The organism is Pedobacter aquatilis (genome assembly GCF_032678405.1).
Taxonomy (GTDB): Bacteria; Bacteroidota; Bacteroidia; order Sphingobacteriales; family Sphingobacteriaceae; genus Pedobacter; species Pedobacter aquatilis_A.
In genome coordinates, this window is the sequence record NZ_JAVTSJ010000001.1 from 1,111,706 (window position 1) to 1,128,177 (window position 16,472).

The window sequence follows — 16,472 nt, forward strand, 5'->3', positions numbered from 1 at the left end:
TAAAATAAAAAACCATTATTACACGATTTTAACTAAACTATAACAAAATTTGTTTCGCTTTGGCTAAGTTTGTGCAGTATGAAACACCTGAGTCGCTTAAATAAATACTTCCTTAAATATAAATGGTGGATTATTCCGGGAAGTATTTTCGTTGTCATATCAAACATTTTTGGTGTTGTACCTGCACAGGTTATCGGCTATGCTTTTGATTTAATAACTGAAAACATACAAACCTACGGGCTATTTAACGGCTTCAACCGGCAGCAAATCGTTTACGATATGTTCAGCAACAGCCTGCTGTATTTCGGCTTAATGGTTGTTGGCTTATATATTTTAAGAGGGCTCTTCCTATTCTTCATGCGGCAAACCATTATCCTGATGTCGCGGCATATCGAATTTGACATGAAGAATGAGATTTACCAGCACTATCAACGTTTAAGCCTTGGTTTTTACCGCAGGAATAACACCGGCGATTTGATGAACCGGGCAACGGAAGATGTAAACCGGGTTAGGATGTATGTTGGCCCGGCAATTATGTACACAATAAATACATTCGTATTGTCGGTACTGATCATCTGGTCGATGTTTGATGTTAATTCAAAACTGGCCATTTACTGCCTTTTGCCGCTTCCCTTCCTGGTTGTGATCATCTACTATGTAAACACTTTAATCTTCAAGAAAAGCGGAAAAATCCAGGAACGTCTTTCTGAACTGTCAAGCTTTGTTCAGGAACGTTTCTCCGGCATAAGGATTATTAAATCTTACGTTCGCGAAGACTACACCAGAAATATGTTCGAAATCCAGAGCAATGAATACAAAAAAGATTCGATGAGCCTGGTAAAAGTTTCTGCCCTGTTCTATCCTACAATGCTGCTTTTAATCGGACTTAGTACCATATTAACCATTTATATCGGCGGTATCCAGGTAATGAACGGCAGCATTACCGCCGGCAATATTGCCGAGTTTATTATTTACATCAATCAGCTAACCTTCCCGGTTACCATGCTGGGCTGGGTTACTTCGCTGATTCAAAGGGCTGCAGCATCGCAAAAAAGGATAAATGAATTTTTAGATATTCCCTCAGATATTCAGTCGGTTAACAAGGAAGAAAAAATAATAGCCGGTAATATCAGCTTTAATAACGTAAACTTCACCTATCCTGATACCGGAATCCAGGCTTTAAAAAATGTGAGTTTCGAAATTAATCAAGGGGAATTTGTGGCCATTATCGGCAAAACAGGTTCGGGGAAATCTACTTTAGCCAACCTGATTATGCGCATGTACGATGTAGAAAATGGTGCAATAAAGATAGATGGGCAGGATATTAAATCGCTTAACCTTAAAAACTATCGTAATCAGATTGGTTTTGTACCGCAGGAAGTTTTCCTTTTTTCGGATACCATTAAAAACAACATTGCCTTTGGTTTGGATACGGTAACCGACGAGGAGGTTTATGATGCGGCAAAAAATGCTTCGGTTTACCATAACATCATCGATTTCGAAGAGAAGTTTGAAACCATGCTGGGCGAACGCGGTATTACCCTTTCAGGAGGGCAAAAACAAAGGGTTTCCATCGCCAGGGCATTGATTAAATCGCCAGGAATTTTAATCTTCGATGATTGTTTATCAGCTGTTGATACCAAAACGGAAGAAGAAATTCTTCAAAATCTCGGAAAAATAATGAGTGGAAAAACAAGTATTCTCATTGCACACAGGATATCAACAATAAAAAACGCTGATAAGATCATTGTTCTTGATGACGGAAAAATAATTGAACAAGGCACACATAATGAATTACTTAGTTTAAATGGCAGCTATACCGAACTCTATAACAACCAGCTTTTAGAAGAACAAAGCCGAAGTATTTAAATTGTGTTAATTTCTATTTTGAACTTTAAATATTTGCTTTATATTTACCGAAACCAAAAACCAACATCAATACCAACCATGGGAGAATTCGACAATAAAGAGAGAGAAGAAGTTTTTTCAAAGAAAGTAAGAGCAGGTAAGAGAACTTATTTTTTCGATGTGAAGGCTACTCGTTCGGGTGATTATTACTTAACAGTTACCGAGAGCAAGAAAAGATTAGAAGACGGTGTATTTGTAAAACATAAAATCTTTTTATACAAAGAGGATTTCGAAAAATTTACAGAAGGCCTTACAGAGACTGTTGATTACATTAAAACTCATCAGGATGTTGTTGAAAAACGCTACGAATACTCTGAAAATGGCGAACACAGCACAAAAACAAGTGACGATTTTTCTTTTTAAGTAAATACAATTTCAATAAGAGAGTCCCGGTTAATCCGGGACTTTTTTTATGCTTACATTTAGCCTACAAAATTGTTTCCCCATGAAAAAAACACTTCTGTTGCTGGCATTTTTAATCACGGCTTCTTTCGTTTACGCACAGAAACGAAGCGATAAAAAGCTTCAGCAAAAATTAAATGAACTGGTTAAAGGTTTCAACGGCGATGTTGGCATTTATGTAAAGCATTTAAAAACCGGCAAAACAGCCTCTATCAATGCCGACACCATATTCCCTACGGCGAGCATGATTAAGGTACCCATAACCTGCGGCATTTTTAATAAAATAGAAAAAGGTGAACTTGATTACCATGCAAACCTGATGTATTGCGACAGTTTATTGTATGCCGGAGAAGATATTTTAGGTTCTTTTAAGGATAGCGAAAAAATAGCCTTAAGTAAGGTTTTAATGCTGATGATTACCACCAGCGATAATACTGCAAGCTTATGGGCACAGTTACTGGCCGGAACTGGAACAGCCATAAACGAAGTAATGGCAAATAATGGATTAACGAATACGAGGGTTAATTCACGTACACCGGGCCGCAGGAAAAACCAGCAAAAATATGGATGGGGACAAACCACACCCAGGGAAATGGCAACCCTATTAACACTCATCAGGGATGGAAAAATGATAAACGCTGCTGCATCAGAAAGGATTTACAGAAACCTGATCCGAATTTACTGGGATACAGAGGCGCTTTCTCAAATTCCGCCTACCGTACAGGTAGCCTCAAAATCGGGCGCTGTAGATGCTGCCCGCTCTGAAGTGTTATTAGTTAATGCACCGCATGGCGATTACGTTTTTTGCATCACCACCAAAAACCAGAAAGACACCTCATGGAATTACAGCAACGAGGGCTGGACGATGATCCGCAAATTAAGCAATCTATTATGGAATTATTATGAGCCTGATTTCGGCTGGAAACAACCCGATGGTATTCAGAAATATTTCAAGTAGTTAAACCCTGGCCATGCTCGCGGCAAACAATAAAACGAACAGGAAATAACAAATCATAATAACGATTGTAAAAATCCCCCAGAATTTAAACAGTGATTTCATGTTCATTAGGGCATCGTTAAGGCTTTCCTGGTCGCCATACAAAACGCCTTGTTTACCCTTGTTAGAGAACCTGAAAAGTAATAAGCTCGGATAGAAATACATTAAGGCAAGTACCAGGTAAACCACCGTTACCCCAATGGCGCCTGCACCTGCTAAAGGGCCTAATTGTGCCAGCATCGCAGGGTTTGAAGTAATGGCAGCACCAATACCAAAAGAACCGATAATTAGGAAAGCAGATAATATAAATCCTATTATTGATAAAAACCTCGCCCATTTAGCTGTTTCGTAAATGTAACTTCTCATTTCTTCCGTAACAATTAAGTTTACTTCCTGAGGTTCTTGTTGTACTGAATCTTCCATGCCTGAAAATATAATTTTCGTTAAACTTAGATAAAATATCCAACCACAGCAAATTCTGACCTTTAAATAAAGATTTTAAAAGCTTATCTTTGCCGCCTGAAAAAGGTGAAAGGTGAAAGGTGAAAGGTGAAAGGTGAAAGGTGAAAGGTGAAAGGTGAAAGGTGAAAGGTGAAAGGTGAAAGGTGAAAGGTGAAATCGTAAAATCGTAAAATCAAGATAATATAAATGGCATTACAATGTGGTATAGTAGGTTTACCAAACGTAGGTAAATCAACTCTTTTTAACTGTTTATCAAATGCAAAAGCGCAGGCGGCAAACTTTCCTTTTTGTACAATTGAGCCCAATGTTGGTGTAATTACCGTACCTGATGACAGATTAACAAAGCTTACTGAGTTGGTTAAACCAAACAAGGTTGTTCCGAATACAATTGAAATTGTAGACATTGCCGGCTTGGTAAAGGGCGCATCAAAAGGTGAAGGTTTAGGTAATCAGTTTTTAGGAAATATCCGTGCTACAAACGCAATTATTCATGTATTACGTTGTTTTGATGATGGAAACGTTATTCACGTAGATGGTTCTGTAGATCCTATCCGCGACAAGGAAATTATCGATACCGAGTTACAGCTTAAAGATTTAGATACCGTGGATAAACGTATCCAGAAGGTTGAAAAAATGGCTAAAACCGGTGGCGATAAGGATGCAAAACGCACTTACGAAATTTTAACAGTGGTTAAAGCCCACCTGGAAAGCGGCAAATCCATCCGCACAGCACCTTTAGCACAGGATGATTTCGATTTCATTGAGGATTTAGGTTTACTTACCCAGAAACCGGTAATGTATGTTTGTAATGTTGATGAAGCATCGGTAATTACGGGAAACAAATATGTTGACTTAGTTAAAGCGAATGTTGCTGACGAAAAAGCTGAAGTTTTGGTTATTTCAGCAAAAATTGAATCAGAAATTGCTGAATTGGAAAGCTATGAAGAACGTCAGGAGTTTTTAGCTGATTTAGGTCTAACCGAATCAGGGGTAAATAAGTTAATCCGTGCCGCTTATAAATTGTTAAATCTTTATACTTATTTCACTGCAGGTGTACAGGAAGTAAGGGCCTGGACCATCACTAAAGGCTTTACTGCTCCCCAGGCAGCTGGTGTAATCCATACTGATTTCGAAAAGGGCTTTATCCGTGCTGAAGTAATTAAATACAACGACTTTGTAACCCTGGGTTCTGAAAATGCTTGTAAAGAGGCCGGAAAACTAGGTGTAGAAGGAAAAACGTATGTTGTTGAAGATGGTGACATCATGCACTTCAGGTTTAATGTTTAATGTTTAATGCATGACAGCTGTATATAACGAGAAAGCCACTTTAAGAGTGGCTTTTTTATTTATGTTTTTTTACAATTCTTTTGGTTACTACGAATTGATAAGCTGCGCTGATCAGCAAAATCTGCGGGAGAATTAAAACAATTGCCACGGAAACACGGAATACACGGAATTAGCTTGAATTATTGCAACTCAATTTGCTTAAAAAATTTATTCTGCGCTTATCAGCGAAATCTGCGGGAAACTAAAAAATAATTACCAGAGCAGAACAATCTTTAATCTTATTCCCTAAACCTCCAGCCCATAAGCCGCAAGCTGTGCCTTTGTATCTTCGTATGTAGTATGGTGAATCCCTTTTAAGCCTAACCCTTCAGCAACCTGAACAAACAGCATCCTGTCGTCGATGTATAAACTGGTTTCAACATCGCTCTGTGAAATATCAATTGCTACTTTAAAGATATCAGCGTCGGGTTTACGAAAGTGAACAAAACTTGAGGAAACAAAAAAATCGACAAACTCATTTAGCTTGAATGTTGCAATCCGGTATTGGTTAAGTTCCCTGCCCTCATTACTGATTACGGCTACTTTTAAATTGTATTTACGTTTTAAATCACAAACCAAAGCAATCATGTTATCATAAGGAAGTGATTTCCTGAACATGAAAGCCTTAAAATCATCATAAGAAAAATTACGTTCTTCGAAGAAAACAATACGTTCCAGGTATTCATCAAGTGTAAGCTTTCCCACTTCGTAGGTATCGAAAGTAAGGTGGTGACGTTCTTCCAGATCAACAGAATCGAGGTTAAACAAAACCGAAGCTTCGCCCCTGGCCTGCCTGTCCCAGCCATTGGTTAGTAACACGCCGCCGATATCGGTAAAAAGTGTGGTAATTTTATTTTTCATCCTATAATTTAGAGTAATACGCCTTTTAAAAACAGTACTGCACAGCTAAAATAAATAATTAAACCCGTTACATCAACGAGGGTTGCTACAAATGGCGCAGAAGAAGTTGCCGGGTCGGCGCCTAATTTTTTAAGCAAAACAGGTAACATTGAACCACTTAATGAGCCCCATAAAACCACAAACACCAGGGAAACACTAATGGTGGCCGCAATTAAAATCCAGTGTTCACCATAAACGTTCGGCGCTGCAAGATGCCATAACAGGATACGTAAGAAACCAATGAGACCTAGACATACACCAAGTAAAAACCCTGACGTAATTTCCCTCCTCATTACCAGCCACCAATCTTTAATGGTCACCTCGCCTAAAGCCATCGCCTGAATAATCAGCGTAGAAGCTTGAGAACCGCTATTACCACCGCAAGATATAATCAGCGGAATAAAAAGCGCCAGAACAGTAGCCTTGTGTATTTGTCCCTCAAAAAACCCCATTGCCGTGGCCGTAAGCATTTCCCCAATCATTAGAATAGCCAGCCAGCCCACACGTTTTTTTACCAGGTTAAAAATCGAGGTATCAAGATAAGGTTCATCCAATGCTTCAGTACCCCCGATTTTGTGCATATCTTCCGTATATTCTTCGTTTGCAATCCAAAGAATATCATCTACGGTTACAATGCCCAAAAGAATGTTATTCTCGTCAACAACGGGTAAGGCTACTCGGTTGTTCATCCTGAAAATATTAATGGCATCTTCCTGAGGGTCGTTCGCCTTTAAAGCAATGAAACGCTTATCTGTTAATTCACCAATAATGGCTTCAGGATCGGCAAGTAAAACCTCCCTGATCCGGATATCATCAAGTAATACACCGTCCTTATCAATTACATAGACAACGTCCGTAGTTTCTGAGTTTTTTCCATAGCGCCTGATGTGCGCCAAAACACGGGTAATCGACCATTCAGGTTTAACGGCTATATAATCGGGGGTCATTAAACGTCCGATACTATATTCATTATAACCCAAAAGTGCCAGCGATTCTTTCCGTTCTTCAGGCGGCAAAAGTGTAATCATTTTCTTTACCACATCGCCTTTTAGCTCACTGAAAAGTGCTGTACGGTCGTCGGGTGGTAAATCTTTTATAATCTGATTAAGTTTATTACCCGAAAGTTTTTTTATTATGCGCTCCTGTGTAGGGAAATCAAGAATCCGGAATACATTTACGGCCCTGTTTAACGAAATGGTTTCTATAAATTTGGCTGCATATTGCGGAAGTTCATCTATCAATTCTTCTACATCAGAGATATTCAGCCCATCCAGATATTGCTTCAACGCCTTATCTTTTTCTTTATCAAGCAGTTCCTGAACCTCTTCTACAACCATTTCTTCCATAAATAACCAGTTAATTTTTTACATGCCTAAACCTTTAATCGCGGTTCGCAAAGGTGCACTTTTATTTTCTAAAATGCCAATTTTGACATTAAGAGCGCATTAATTTTCAGTAAAGCCAGCGCCATAATTATTTTACACTTCCGCGTTTAAAACAATTCATCGGTTTTGTGTTCATGGCTAACGCTAACTATTGGTCATCATTGATCCCAATCAAAAGGAAACTACACTCAGATATCAAGATATTAACCAGAAATTAGTTATTAAGTCGCAGTTTAGTCGGGGTTTGGTCGGACTTCAGACGGAGTTATGACAATTCTCCCCGAATAAAGTCCAGCTTATCTACGAATAAAGCCTATGTTAAAGTTTAAGTTAAATCAGTACAAAAGACCACATGGGTTTATTAGCTTCTGCTTTAGAAATTATGATAAAGTCAGTAATGCAAGTGGTATGGATAGCCTTGCATGTTCAGTTTGAGTGCAAACGTTAAGATTTTAATAAAAATATATTGATTTTAGCCTAACTATTAGCGTGAACTAACATTTCGTTTTTCTATATTTGCAGCCCTGCTCCCGTAGTTCAATGGATAGAATTATGGTTTCCGGTACCATCGATATGAGTTCGAATCTCGTCGGGAGCACAAAAACAGATTTAATAAAGTTGATTAATAAACAATAATCAACTTTTTTTATGCTTAAGTAGTATTTACTAATATTTTTAGTGTTTTTATAGCCTTATTTAAACCGCTTTTCGCTTACGCATTATTTACACATGGTTGATATTCTCGCGAAAGTGGTTCATCGTCACTTTCAATTGCAAAGCCTCCCTGGCGCAAACCACTCGCCACCACATATCAGTAATCCCCACTTTATCTTTAGCTAACAAAATATAGTAATAATTAGAAAATTTCTGACTGCAAAATAGCAGACGAGAACTTTATACTGAATTAAAAATCCTTAGTTACCTTTGATAAGTTTAGAATAGAATTATGAAAGTTGTATCGGTATTCCTAATATTTTGCTTTTTCGTGTGTACAAAATTCGCTTTGGCACAAAGCAAGAATACCGTAATCAAGCTAATGCCTGCGGGAACAGTATTGTATGAGAATCTCAATTACAATAGTGATAAACAAATCAGGCATCAATTAGACATCTATGTTCCTTCAACAGGAAAGCATAGTTACCCGGTTGTTGTATTGTTCCATGGAGGAGGCTGGCGAAAAGGCGATAAGTTTTCTGCCATGGATTTCCTTGATCAAACCATTCAGGAAATGATTCAACAGGATTTTGCCATTGTTTCGATAAATTACCGCTATAGCAGCACCGATAAATTTCCGGCACAGGTTCAGGACTGCAATGATGCCTTAAAGTATATTAGTGAAAATAGCATGAGGTACCATCTCGACAGGAATAATATTGCCGTTATGGGATTTTCAGCAGGCGGGCATCTGGCAGCATTAACAGGTCTTTCTAACAACGATAATGTCAGCAAATTTTTCTCAAATGGGCAACCTGAGCGGTTCAAAATTAAACTGATCATTGATTACTACGGGATAAGTAACCTGGAAACTCTTAGCGGCCCGGGAACTATTGATCCTAATTCGGGTGTTCAGCTTTTGATTGGAGGTAAGGCAAGTGAACTTCCTGATAAAGCGAAAGAAGCAAGTCCTGTTTCGTATATTGACAGTAATGACCCGCCTTTTTTTATTGTTCATGGGGATAGTGATGAGGCAGTTGATGTGAGCCAATCGAAAGAATTGAGTGCCTTGCTGAACAAGAAAGGTGTAAGAAATGAACTCATCATAATACCTGGTGCTCCGCATGGAGGTAATATGTTCGACATGCCATTGATAAGAGCACGACTATTTGCCTTGCTGAAAAAACATTTAAAATAACAGAAATGTCTTGCCGGAGTTCCAAAGATATTAGCATTTTCCACAGCTTTTTCGAAAACGCCCTACAAATGTTTAGTACTCACATAAGATAGATTTCTCGCTGATTACCTATACCAAAACCGCAAAAGGTATAATTCAGATCTGGTTCTGACATGCTTTTTTCGTTTTTGAAGATAAACTAGTGATGATTTTTCAATCCCGTTTCGCTGTTTGATGCCAACAATACCTCTGCTTTCTGAAAAAGATGACGAGCTCAGAGAAGAGGTTCCTGAATTTATCCAGAATCTCTCCAATAGTCAGGTACTTTTCCTGAAGTGTATTGCAGATAATGACACCCTTTAAGCCAAATTGTTTAGTGGTGACGGCAAATACAGTCAATTCCAATTTTTCCGTCTCATTAAGGCAGTAACAATCTATGGTTTCATCAATATCATAGTCTATTTCTGCTGGCCAGGCAGCCATTACTCCCCAGGCAGCTCCGTTCGTTTTTTCAGGGTTAAAATCGAGAGTATACCCTTTTAACCGCAGCATTTCCAGTACCAGGTCAAGCTCCTCTTTCTCTTTCATAAACAGCGGGAATTTATATTAACTAATTCACCCTGTAACTTTTTTGCTCCCATGTGGCAACATTAAAAATCAGGCCTAGTGCGATCAAAAGTCCACCTGTAAACTGCACCCAGGGAAATGACCTTAAGCCATTGATATTGATCGTCCATGGATGTGAATCTACAGGATTAACGGCTTTTAGATGTGTAAAGGTTGCAAAACCTAATATACTAATGATAACTCCGAGTATCATTAGCAGATAACTTGCTTTTTTCATGATATTAATTCAATTTATTTTTTTCTGAGCGCATTCTATTTTTTAAGATGATTTTCTTTCTGGCTCTACCCAAATCCAGACTTCTCCCTCTTCTTCCATCGGCTTCACGTAAGCTATGATAACATGATAAAACATCATTGTAAGTGAGCAGTCCCAAAAATGCACCATCCACCGACCGTTTAATCGCTAGTGAACTTCGGTTATTGGCTGACATGAGTTCCATCGCTTTTCTCAAACTATCTTCAGGTTGTGCCGTCATTTCTTCATTTTTCAAAAAAGTTGAAACCGTAAGTTGTGAATCGAGTGCCGGATCGAGGATTTCCATAACATTAAGCGTCCCTTTATAATTACCCTGAACGTCAGTAACAGCAAAAAGCGGGTTCTCCCTGTTTATCCTTCCAATAATCGTCCGCACCTGATCAATTGTATCAGTGGTGAGTAACTTTGGCGAACTTTTTTTCAAAACCTGGCTAATTGTTGTCTTCATCATAGGATCCGGTTCGTAAGCATCAGGAGTGTATACACCACGACGGGCGATCTTCTCTGTCATAATGGTATTTTCCATTAAAAAGAAAGAAACCAGGTAAGCACCCGAACAGGCACAAAGCAGCGGTAATAGTCCATTAATCTGGTGCGTGGCTTCCAGGGCAAATAAAATGCTGGTTAAATAGGCACGCGAAGCACCAGCAAACATAGCCGACATACCTACTAGTGCACAAGCAGAAATACTGATTCCCGATTGGGGATACGAAGATAAAATGGCGTATCCGATGATGGCACCAGTTGCACCTCCTATCGTCATGAGTGGTGCTAAAGTGCCTCCAGAAGTTCCACTACCAAGTGCTAAAGACCAGGAGAGGAATTTGAGCAAGCATAAGGAAAGCATCATTGCCAATGGCACTTTGCCCGAAAGCAGGTTGGTGATATTTTCATAACCCACGCCAAGTGTATGCGGCGCAAAATAACCAATCAAGCCTACTGCAAGCCCACCAATTGCCGGCCACCACATCCAGTGAATGGGTAGCTTTTCAAAGAGATCCTCGATGAAATAGACCACGCGGGTTAAACCAACAGATAGCAGTCCTATTACCACACCTACCACACTATAAATAAATAAGACCTGGTTCGAAGGTGGGGCCAGAGCAGGCATGGGGAAGACAGGACCGGATTCAAAAAAAAGATGATGCCCGGCAGCTCCGGTAATACAAGCTAGCGCAACAGGAATAATTGCCCTGGGTGAAAACTCGAATAGTAAAAGTTCAATAGCCAGAAATACCGCCGCTATAGGTGTACCAAAAATAGCCGACATGCCTGCCGTTGCGCCGGCTGCCAGAATTACTTTACGTTCGTTTGGTGTAACCCGGATAAGTTGTCCCAGTGTTGATCCTAATGCTCCACCAGTAGCAATAATAGGTCCTTCTGCTCCAAAAGGACCACCAGTTCCAATAGCAATTGCTGATGAAACTGGTTTCAATATTGCAATCATGGGTTTTATTTTACTCTGATTGGTCAATACCTGCTCCATAGCTTCAGGAATTCCGTGTCCCCTGATTGCTTTCGATCCGTAGAGTGCCATCAGGCCAACGACGCCCCCTCCGATCACTGGAATTATAATTACCCAGTATCCTAGCTGGTTTTCTGCCGGACTATGAAAGTCCCAATCAAAGTGACCAAAGAAAGAAATATTAGTAACAAGGTTGATTAAGGATACCAGTACTTTGGCCACCATACTGATAAGTAGCGCTACTCCAATTGAGAGTAGTGAAATGTAAAATAAACGCTTTTTAGCGAGCTTCTCCTTTGCTCCGCTAAAACGCCACCTTTTGAAAAGATCCAGTGCAGGTGAAATCGGGATCCTGTTATGATTGTTATCAGACATTGTGTATTGTTTATGCAACAAAGATAATGCACAAATAAATTAAAAACCAAATAAAATATATTTTAAACAATAAAAATAAAGCTAAAAACACAATATAAACACTAATAAACATTGCTAATGCAATATAAAAACTAACACCATTTCCTTTATAACCATAAAAAACACTATTTTTGGGTATTAAATGATGATGAGCCAATGAAAGAAATTAAAAGCGGATGCGATATTATGAACTGCTATTTATGCAGCCGCTGCATTGCAGAATGGCAAGCCGCCCTTGATCAGCATAAAAAACTTTTCAGTTATAAGAAAGGCGAATCTATATTTAGTGAGGGTGAGGCAGTAAACGGGATTTACTTTGTCAATTCAGGTGCTGTCAAAGTACATAAACGCTGGGATAAGGAAAAAGAAATTATTACACGCTTTGCATCGCAAGGCGATATCATTGGACACCTGGGGCTTGGCAAAAAACCGGTTTACCCCGTATCTGCCACGGCATTATTGCCAACAACGGTATGTTATGTAGATCGAAGCTTTTTCGATGCTACTTTAAAAGTGAATCCTTCACTTACACTAGACCTGATGCAGTTTTTTGCCAATGAATTGCAGGAATCGCAAAACATGATGCGTAACCTGGTACACATGACAGTAAAAGCAAGGATTGCCAATACCTTTATTCACCTGGAGAAACAGTTCGGAATCGATGAAGACAAAGCAATCAATATCGATTTGTCCAGACAAGACATGGCTTCTTTTTCAGGTACGACCTACGAAACGCTTTTCAAAGTAATTAACGACCTTTCTGGCCAAGGATTAATTACCCAAGTAGGAAAACGGATTTCAATCTCTAATCCTATGGAATTAAAGAAACTGGTTGATAGTGATAATCATTAGTAAAGTTTTTCATATAAATACAATTCGAATCTGTTCTTCATTCCATGGACTAATGTTTTGAAATATCTCTTTTATTTTAGCTTCGAAATGAAAAATCCGGCAAAGATCTGCTATGAGATTGGCTTCGCCGGATAATCCGTTGTTTATCTTGCTAAAGGATAAAACAACTACCTAATCAATCTAATCCTTACCGGTCCGAATACGGGATTCGGATTTCTGCTAAAAATTAGCAGGAACCAGTTAACAAAAATTATTACTTATAAAGTTAAATTACATAACAGGTGAAAAATTGTTTCCTTTTATCCAATCGTTAAATCTTTTTGTATAAAACTCAATAAATAAAGTAGTTTTCATTTATTTCAATGTTCAAATCCAACTGAATAAAGCTGTTTTTTGTACTCGCCGGGCGTAAGCCCAGTCATTTTCTTAAAGGTTTTTGAAAAATGTGAACGATCTTCAAAACCAAGCGCCGTCCCAATTTCAGTATAATTCATACTGCTTGTTGCCATCAGGTATTGTGCCCTTTCAATTCTTTTTTCGATGATGAAATTTAGTGGTCTGCTGCCTGTAAGGAGCTTGAATTGTCTTGAGAAATAATCGGGATGCTGGTTCGCCATGGAGGCCAGTTCTGAAACCAGTAATGGCTGATGTAGGTTAGTCAGAATATAGCTTACTATTTCGGAAATTTTATCAGGAATATGTTTCAGCCCATTAACCTTATCAGGAACGAGGCTTAAAAACCTTGAGCTAAGCTGCTGTATTATCCCTTGTGTTTCAAGATATACAGATTGGTTTTGCTGGGCATTAAGCTGCTGGCATTCTTTATAAAATTCGTCCTTTTCGTAGATGAGGGGATTAAAAGAACGGTTAATCCCCCGATGCGGGTTGATATGAAGAAGGCGAAGAAAAAGTTCTACATCCAGCGAAGAGGCATCTGTTTTCAGGATCGAACGTATATTCGAAAAGATAGATACCCCATTAATAGAATCTTCAAAAAATTGCACAAAAAACTGTTCCATATGCTCATCGCAAGCCATACTACACATGGTAAAACTCGGTATAAGGTATAGATAACCTTTTTCAAGAACGATGCGGCCCGAGGAATCTGACAATTCGCCCCTACCCGAGTTAATATAGTAAATCCGGTTATAAGGGCTAATTATGTTTGCATAGTTCCATTGCGAACTCAGTTGTACCCGGTCTACATTAAGCAGTGCAAAAGTATGTCGTGAGTTTCTTTTAATCATCAGCTTCAAGGTAAAACAAAAGTCGGATTTATACAATAAAAAGTCCTTTTTGCACAAAAATAGCATTAGCAGCTTGAATAATTTTGAAACAACCAAATTATATTGCATTTAACAGCAATTCATTAAGCATAAATACTGCAATATATTGGCACTAACCAAATTAATACCATTACAAAATGAAACCTTTTGTACTTAATAACGCCACGGATTCATTTCATTCTTTCGGTGCACGACTTGATATTAAACCGGATATCAACAATCGCTGGCACTGTCATTCGGCAATCGAGATAGTCTACTTCAAAAAAGGCCATGGCAGGCAATTCATTGGTGATAATATTAGCGATTTTAATGCCGGCGATCTGGTTATTGTTGGTAGTAATATCCCTCATTTCTGGCGTTTCGATGATAAGTATTTCGATAAAACAGGCAAAAACAATGTAGAAGTATACGTTGTACATTTCAAAGAAGATTTCTGGGGAGAAACATTCCTCAATCTCCATGAAAACCTCGAACTAAAAAAAGTAATAGCATGTACAAAGCAGGCCATACAGGTTAAGGGTAAAAGCAGAAAAATGGCAGCTGAAATAATTATCAGGCTGGTAAACAGTAAGGGCTTTAAAAGAATTACTTTGCTAATGGATTTCCTGAATGAAGTAGCGCAATGTAAAAACACAAAAAACATCGTTTCGGTTGGTTTTCAGCCTAATTTACCTGAAGGAATTGGCGACAGAATACAAACAGTTTACAACTACACACTGAGTAATTTTAAAAAGAAAATAGAGCTTAAAGAAATTGCCGATGTTGCCAGGATGAGCCCACATTCCTTTTGTAAATTTTTCAAATCGAGCAGTCAAAAAACCTATACCCAGTTTGTAAATGAAGTTAGAATAGGACAAGCCTGTAAACTACTCATCAACAGCAAATTAAGCGTTAAGGAAATCTGTTTCGAAAGCGGCTTCCTCAATTTCACAAGCTTTCACAAGTCGTTCAGGAGTATTACAGGCAAAACACCCTTAATTTATCAGAAGCTTCATGAATAAGCATTCGCGCCAGGATTAAAGGCATTAAGACACATTGAACTTTAATTGGAAGATTAATGGCAATGAGGCTTAATAAACTGATGATAGCTTTACAGCAGAGCTATCCGATCCGGATGCATGTTCAAAAGCTGTTAATGAAATACTTAAACGCTATGGTGAAATTAACGAATTGATTAATAATGCCGGCGTGAATGATGGTGTAGGGCTTGAATACGGAAACTATGAGGGTTTTATAAATTCGCTGCATAAAAACGTAATACAATATTATTTGCTGGCGCAGCAATTATTGCCTGCCCTAATTAATCATGGCATTTTATTTCTTTAAGTCATAAAACCACATTGTAATTTAAGGCTTAAAAATAATTGCTAATTTTAACCGGTAGATGAGACGTAGTTTAGCAAAACAAATTGAGCAGGAAGATATTGAATTTATAGCGGCAGTTTTAACCGCTAAAGAGAGAAGTGCATCAGAAAAAGTCGGTTTACTGGAGGAATTTCACCAAAGATTTGAGCACAATCGACTTGCGCTATTAAATTTCAGGCAAAAGGCTGCCGGCATCAGGCTTCAACTTGATTACGAGCAGGACAAAGCAAGAACTAATGAAACACTGCAGTACCTTCAAAAACAGGTTAATCAGCTCGATAACCGGATTATTGCTGTTGAGCAGAAACTGGCCCGTGGTATTCCTGAAGATTTGCTGGTTATGGAAAAACTGATTACAGAACAAGAAGCGATTGTTGCAGATCAGGAAAGACTTAATGAGGCCGAGCTTGCATTGTTAGCTGAAATAAGTAAAATTGATATCGAATTTAGCAACCAGCAGAAAATACTTAACCGTTCATCATCGGTTAATTCAACAGATCCGGTAAAGATGTATGATGCAAAGCAATTTCAAGCTAAACAAAGCAAACTCATTTTGTTTGCCAGATTTACATCATTAATGATTTTACTGCTAATCCCGATATTTCTCGATAACCTTATCGGTCACAATTGGTTAAATACAAAAGCTAAGGTTCCGTCATTACTTATGGATCATTATATATTTTTCATCAGTTTAATAGCAATGGAACTTTTCGCCGGTGAAAGAATAAGATTAATAACCGCTCATTTGTTTACCGCAGCTTACTTTAAACAACATTTTTTCGTCCTTCGGCAAGCGTTCGAACAAAATGAAGCTGAAATATCTTCTCTCGAAAAAACGTATCGCGTTGATTATAAAACAGACATAAATATTTAATTCGCCTGTAATTATTCTTTCCGAAAAAATGATTAATATTTTTTTAAAACCAAATTTAAATTAGATCGTTTATTACTAAAATCCTCAGGTAATTTCCTGTCAGCATATATTTGGTTAAAGCT

The 16,472-nt window shown here is 38.4% G+C and carries 15 protein-coding genes, 1 tRNA gene and 1 pseudogene; 10 read left to right on the forward strand and 7 right to left on the reverse strand.

The window, feature by feature from the left end; translation table 11 throughout:
- Window positions 1-78 precede the first annotated feature (78 nt).
- The 3 genes from R2R71_RS04635 to R2R71_RS04645 all read left to right on the forward strand — a co-directional run bounded on the left by R2R71_RS04635 (window position 79) and on the right by R2R71_RS04645 (window position 3,268).
- A complete protein-coding gene (locus R2R71_RS04635) occupies window positions 79-1,869 on the forward strand; it encodes an ABC transporter ATP-binding protein (RefSeq protein ID WP_316830081.1) in 1,791 nt (596 codons plus the stop codon).
- A gap of 78 nt (window positions 1,870-1,947) precedes the next feature.
- A complete protein-coding gene (locus R2R71_RS04640) occupies window positions 1,948-2,271 on the forward strand; it encodes a DUF3276 family protein (RefSeq protein ID WP_316830082.1) in 324 nt (107 codons plus the stop codon).
- Window positions 2,272-2,353: 82 nt separating this feature from the next.
- On the forward strand, window positions 2,354-3,268 hold the full coding sequence (locus R2R71_RS04645) for a serine hydrolase (protein WP_316830083.1): 915 nt from the start codon (window positions 2,354-2,356) through the stop codon (window positions 3,266-3,268).
- On the opposite strand, the gene R2R71_RS04650 is transcribed toward R2R71_RS04645, so the two are convergent.
- Window positions 3,269-3,730, reverse strand: a complete 462-nt coding sequence (locus tag R2R71_RS04650; protein WP_316830084.1) for a DUF5362 family protein — start codon at window positions 3,728-3,730, stop codon at window positions 3,269-3,271.
- Window positions 3,731-3,955: 225 nt separating this feature from the next.
- Here R2R71_RS04650 and ychF point away from each other — a divergent pair, with 225 nt between their 5' ends.
- Window positions 3,956-5,056: a redox-regulated ATPase YchF gene (gene ychF, locus R2R71_RS04655; RefSeq protein WP_316830085.1), complete on the forward strand. Its 1,101-nt coding sequence runs from the start codon at window positions 3,956-3,958 to the stop codon at window positions 5,054-5,056.
- Between the two features lie 285 nt (window positions 5,057-5,341).
- Here ychF and R2R71_RS04660 read toward each other — a convergent pair whose 3' ends face one another.
- Window positions 5,342-5,956 carry an HAD hydrolase-like protein gene (locus R2R71_RS04660; protein ID WP_316830086.1) on the reverse strand — a complete coding sequence of 205 codons (615 nt, stop codon included), beginning with the start codon at window positions 5,954-5,956 and terminating at the stop codon, window positions 5,342-5,344.
- Window positions 5,957-5,964: 8 nt separating this feature from the next.
- Window positions 5,965-7,341: a magnesium transporter gene (gene mgtE, locus R2R71_RS04665; protein ID WP_316830087.1), complete on the reverse strand. Its 1,377-nt coding sequence runs from the start codon at window positions 7,339-7,341 to the stop codon at window positions 5,965-5,967.
- A gap of 565 nt (window positions 7,342-7,906) precedes the next feature.
- Here mgtE and R2R71_RS04670 point away from each other — a divergent pair.
- Together R2R71_RS04670 and R2R71_RS04675 are read left to right on the forward strand one after the other, a co-directional pair.
- A tRNA-Arg gene (locus R2R71_RS04670) sits at window positions 7,907-7,978 on the forward strand.
- Between the two features lie 348 nt (window positions 7,979-8,326).
- Window positions 8,327-9,232: an alpha/beta hydrolase gene (locus tag R2R71_RS04675; protein WP_316830088.1), complete on the forward strand. Its 906-nt coding sequence runs from the start codon at window positions 8,327-8,329 to the stop codon at window positions 9,230-9,232.
- 192 nt (window positions 9,233-9,424) lie between these two features.
- Here R2R71_RS04675 and R2R71_RS04680 read toward each other — a convergent pair whose 3' ends face one another.
- From R2R71_RS04680 to R2R71_RS04690, 3 genes are read right to left on the reverse strand one after another with little or no spacing between them, the layout of a single operon-like run.
- Window positions 9,425-9,799, reverse strand: a complete 375-nt coding sequence (locus tag R2R71_RS04680) for a hypothetical protein (protein WP_316830089.1) — start codon at window positions 9,797-9,799, stop codon at window positions 9,425-9,427.
- Window positions 9,800-9,821: 22 nt separating this feature from the next.
- A complete protein-coding gene (locus R2R71_RS04685) occupies window positions 9,822-10,055 on the reverse strand; it encodes a hypothetical protein (protein WP_316830090.1) in 234 nt (77 codons plus the stop codon).
- A 4-nt stretch (window positions 10,056-10,059) separates the two neighbouring features.
- Complete coding sequence (locus tag R2R71_RS04690) at window positions 10,060-11,934, reverse strand: chloride channel protein (protein ID WP_316830091.1); 1,875 nt, start codon at window positions 11,932-11,934, stop codon at window positions 10,060-10,062.
- A gap of 195 nt (window positions 11,935-12,129) precedes the next feature.
- Between R2R71_RS04690 and R2R71_RS04695 the strand changes: the two genes are divergently transcribed.
- A complete protein-coding gene (locus R2R71_RS04695; RefSeq protein ID WP_316830092.1) occupies window positions 12,130-12,825 on the forward strand; it encodes a Crp/Fnr family transcriptional regulator in 696 nt (231 codons plus the stop codon).
- Window positions 12,826-13,184: 359 nt separating this feature from the next.
- On the opposite strand, the gene R2R71_RS04700 is transcribed toward R2R71_RS04695, so the two are convergent.
- On the reverse strand, window positions 13,185-14,072 hold the full coding sequence (locus tag R2R71_RS04700; RefSeq protein WP_316830093.1) for an AraC family transcriptional regulator: 888 nt from the start codon (window positions 14,070-14,072) through the stop codon (window positions 13,185-13,187).
- Window positions 14,073-14,248: 176 nt separating this feature from the next.
- Here R2R71_RS04700 and R2R71_RS04705 point away from each other — a divergent pair, with 176 nt between their 5' ends.
- The 3 genes and pseudogenes from R2R71_RS04705 (at window position 14,249) to R2R71_RS04715 (ending at window position 16,350) form a co-directional block, all read left to right on the forward strand.
- Entirely contained in the window at window positions 14,249-15,112 is an 864-nt protein-coding gene (locus R2R71_RS04705) for an AraC family transcriptional regulator (protein ID WP_316830094.1), read from the forward strand.
- A gap of 100 nt (window positions 15,113-15,212) precedes the next feature.
- Window positions 15,213-15,437: pseudogene (locus R2R71_RS04710) on the forward strand (SDR family NAD(P)-dependent oxidoreductase); the annotation flags it as partial.
- 58 nt (window positions 15,438-15,495) lie between these two features.
- Window positions 15,496-16,350: a hypothetical protein gene (locus R2R71_RS04715; protein ID WP_316830095.1), complete on the forward strand. Its 855-nt coding sequence runs from the start codon at window positions 15,496-15,498 to the stop codon at window positions 16,348-16,350.
- Window positions 16,351-16,472 lie beyond the last annotated feature (122 nt).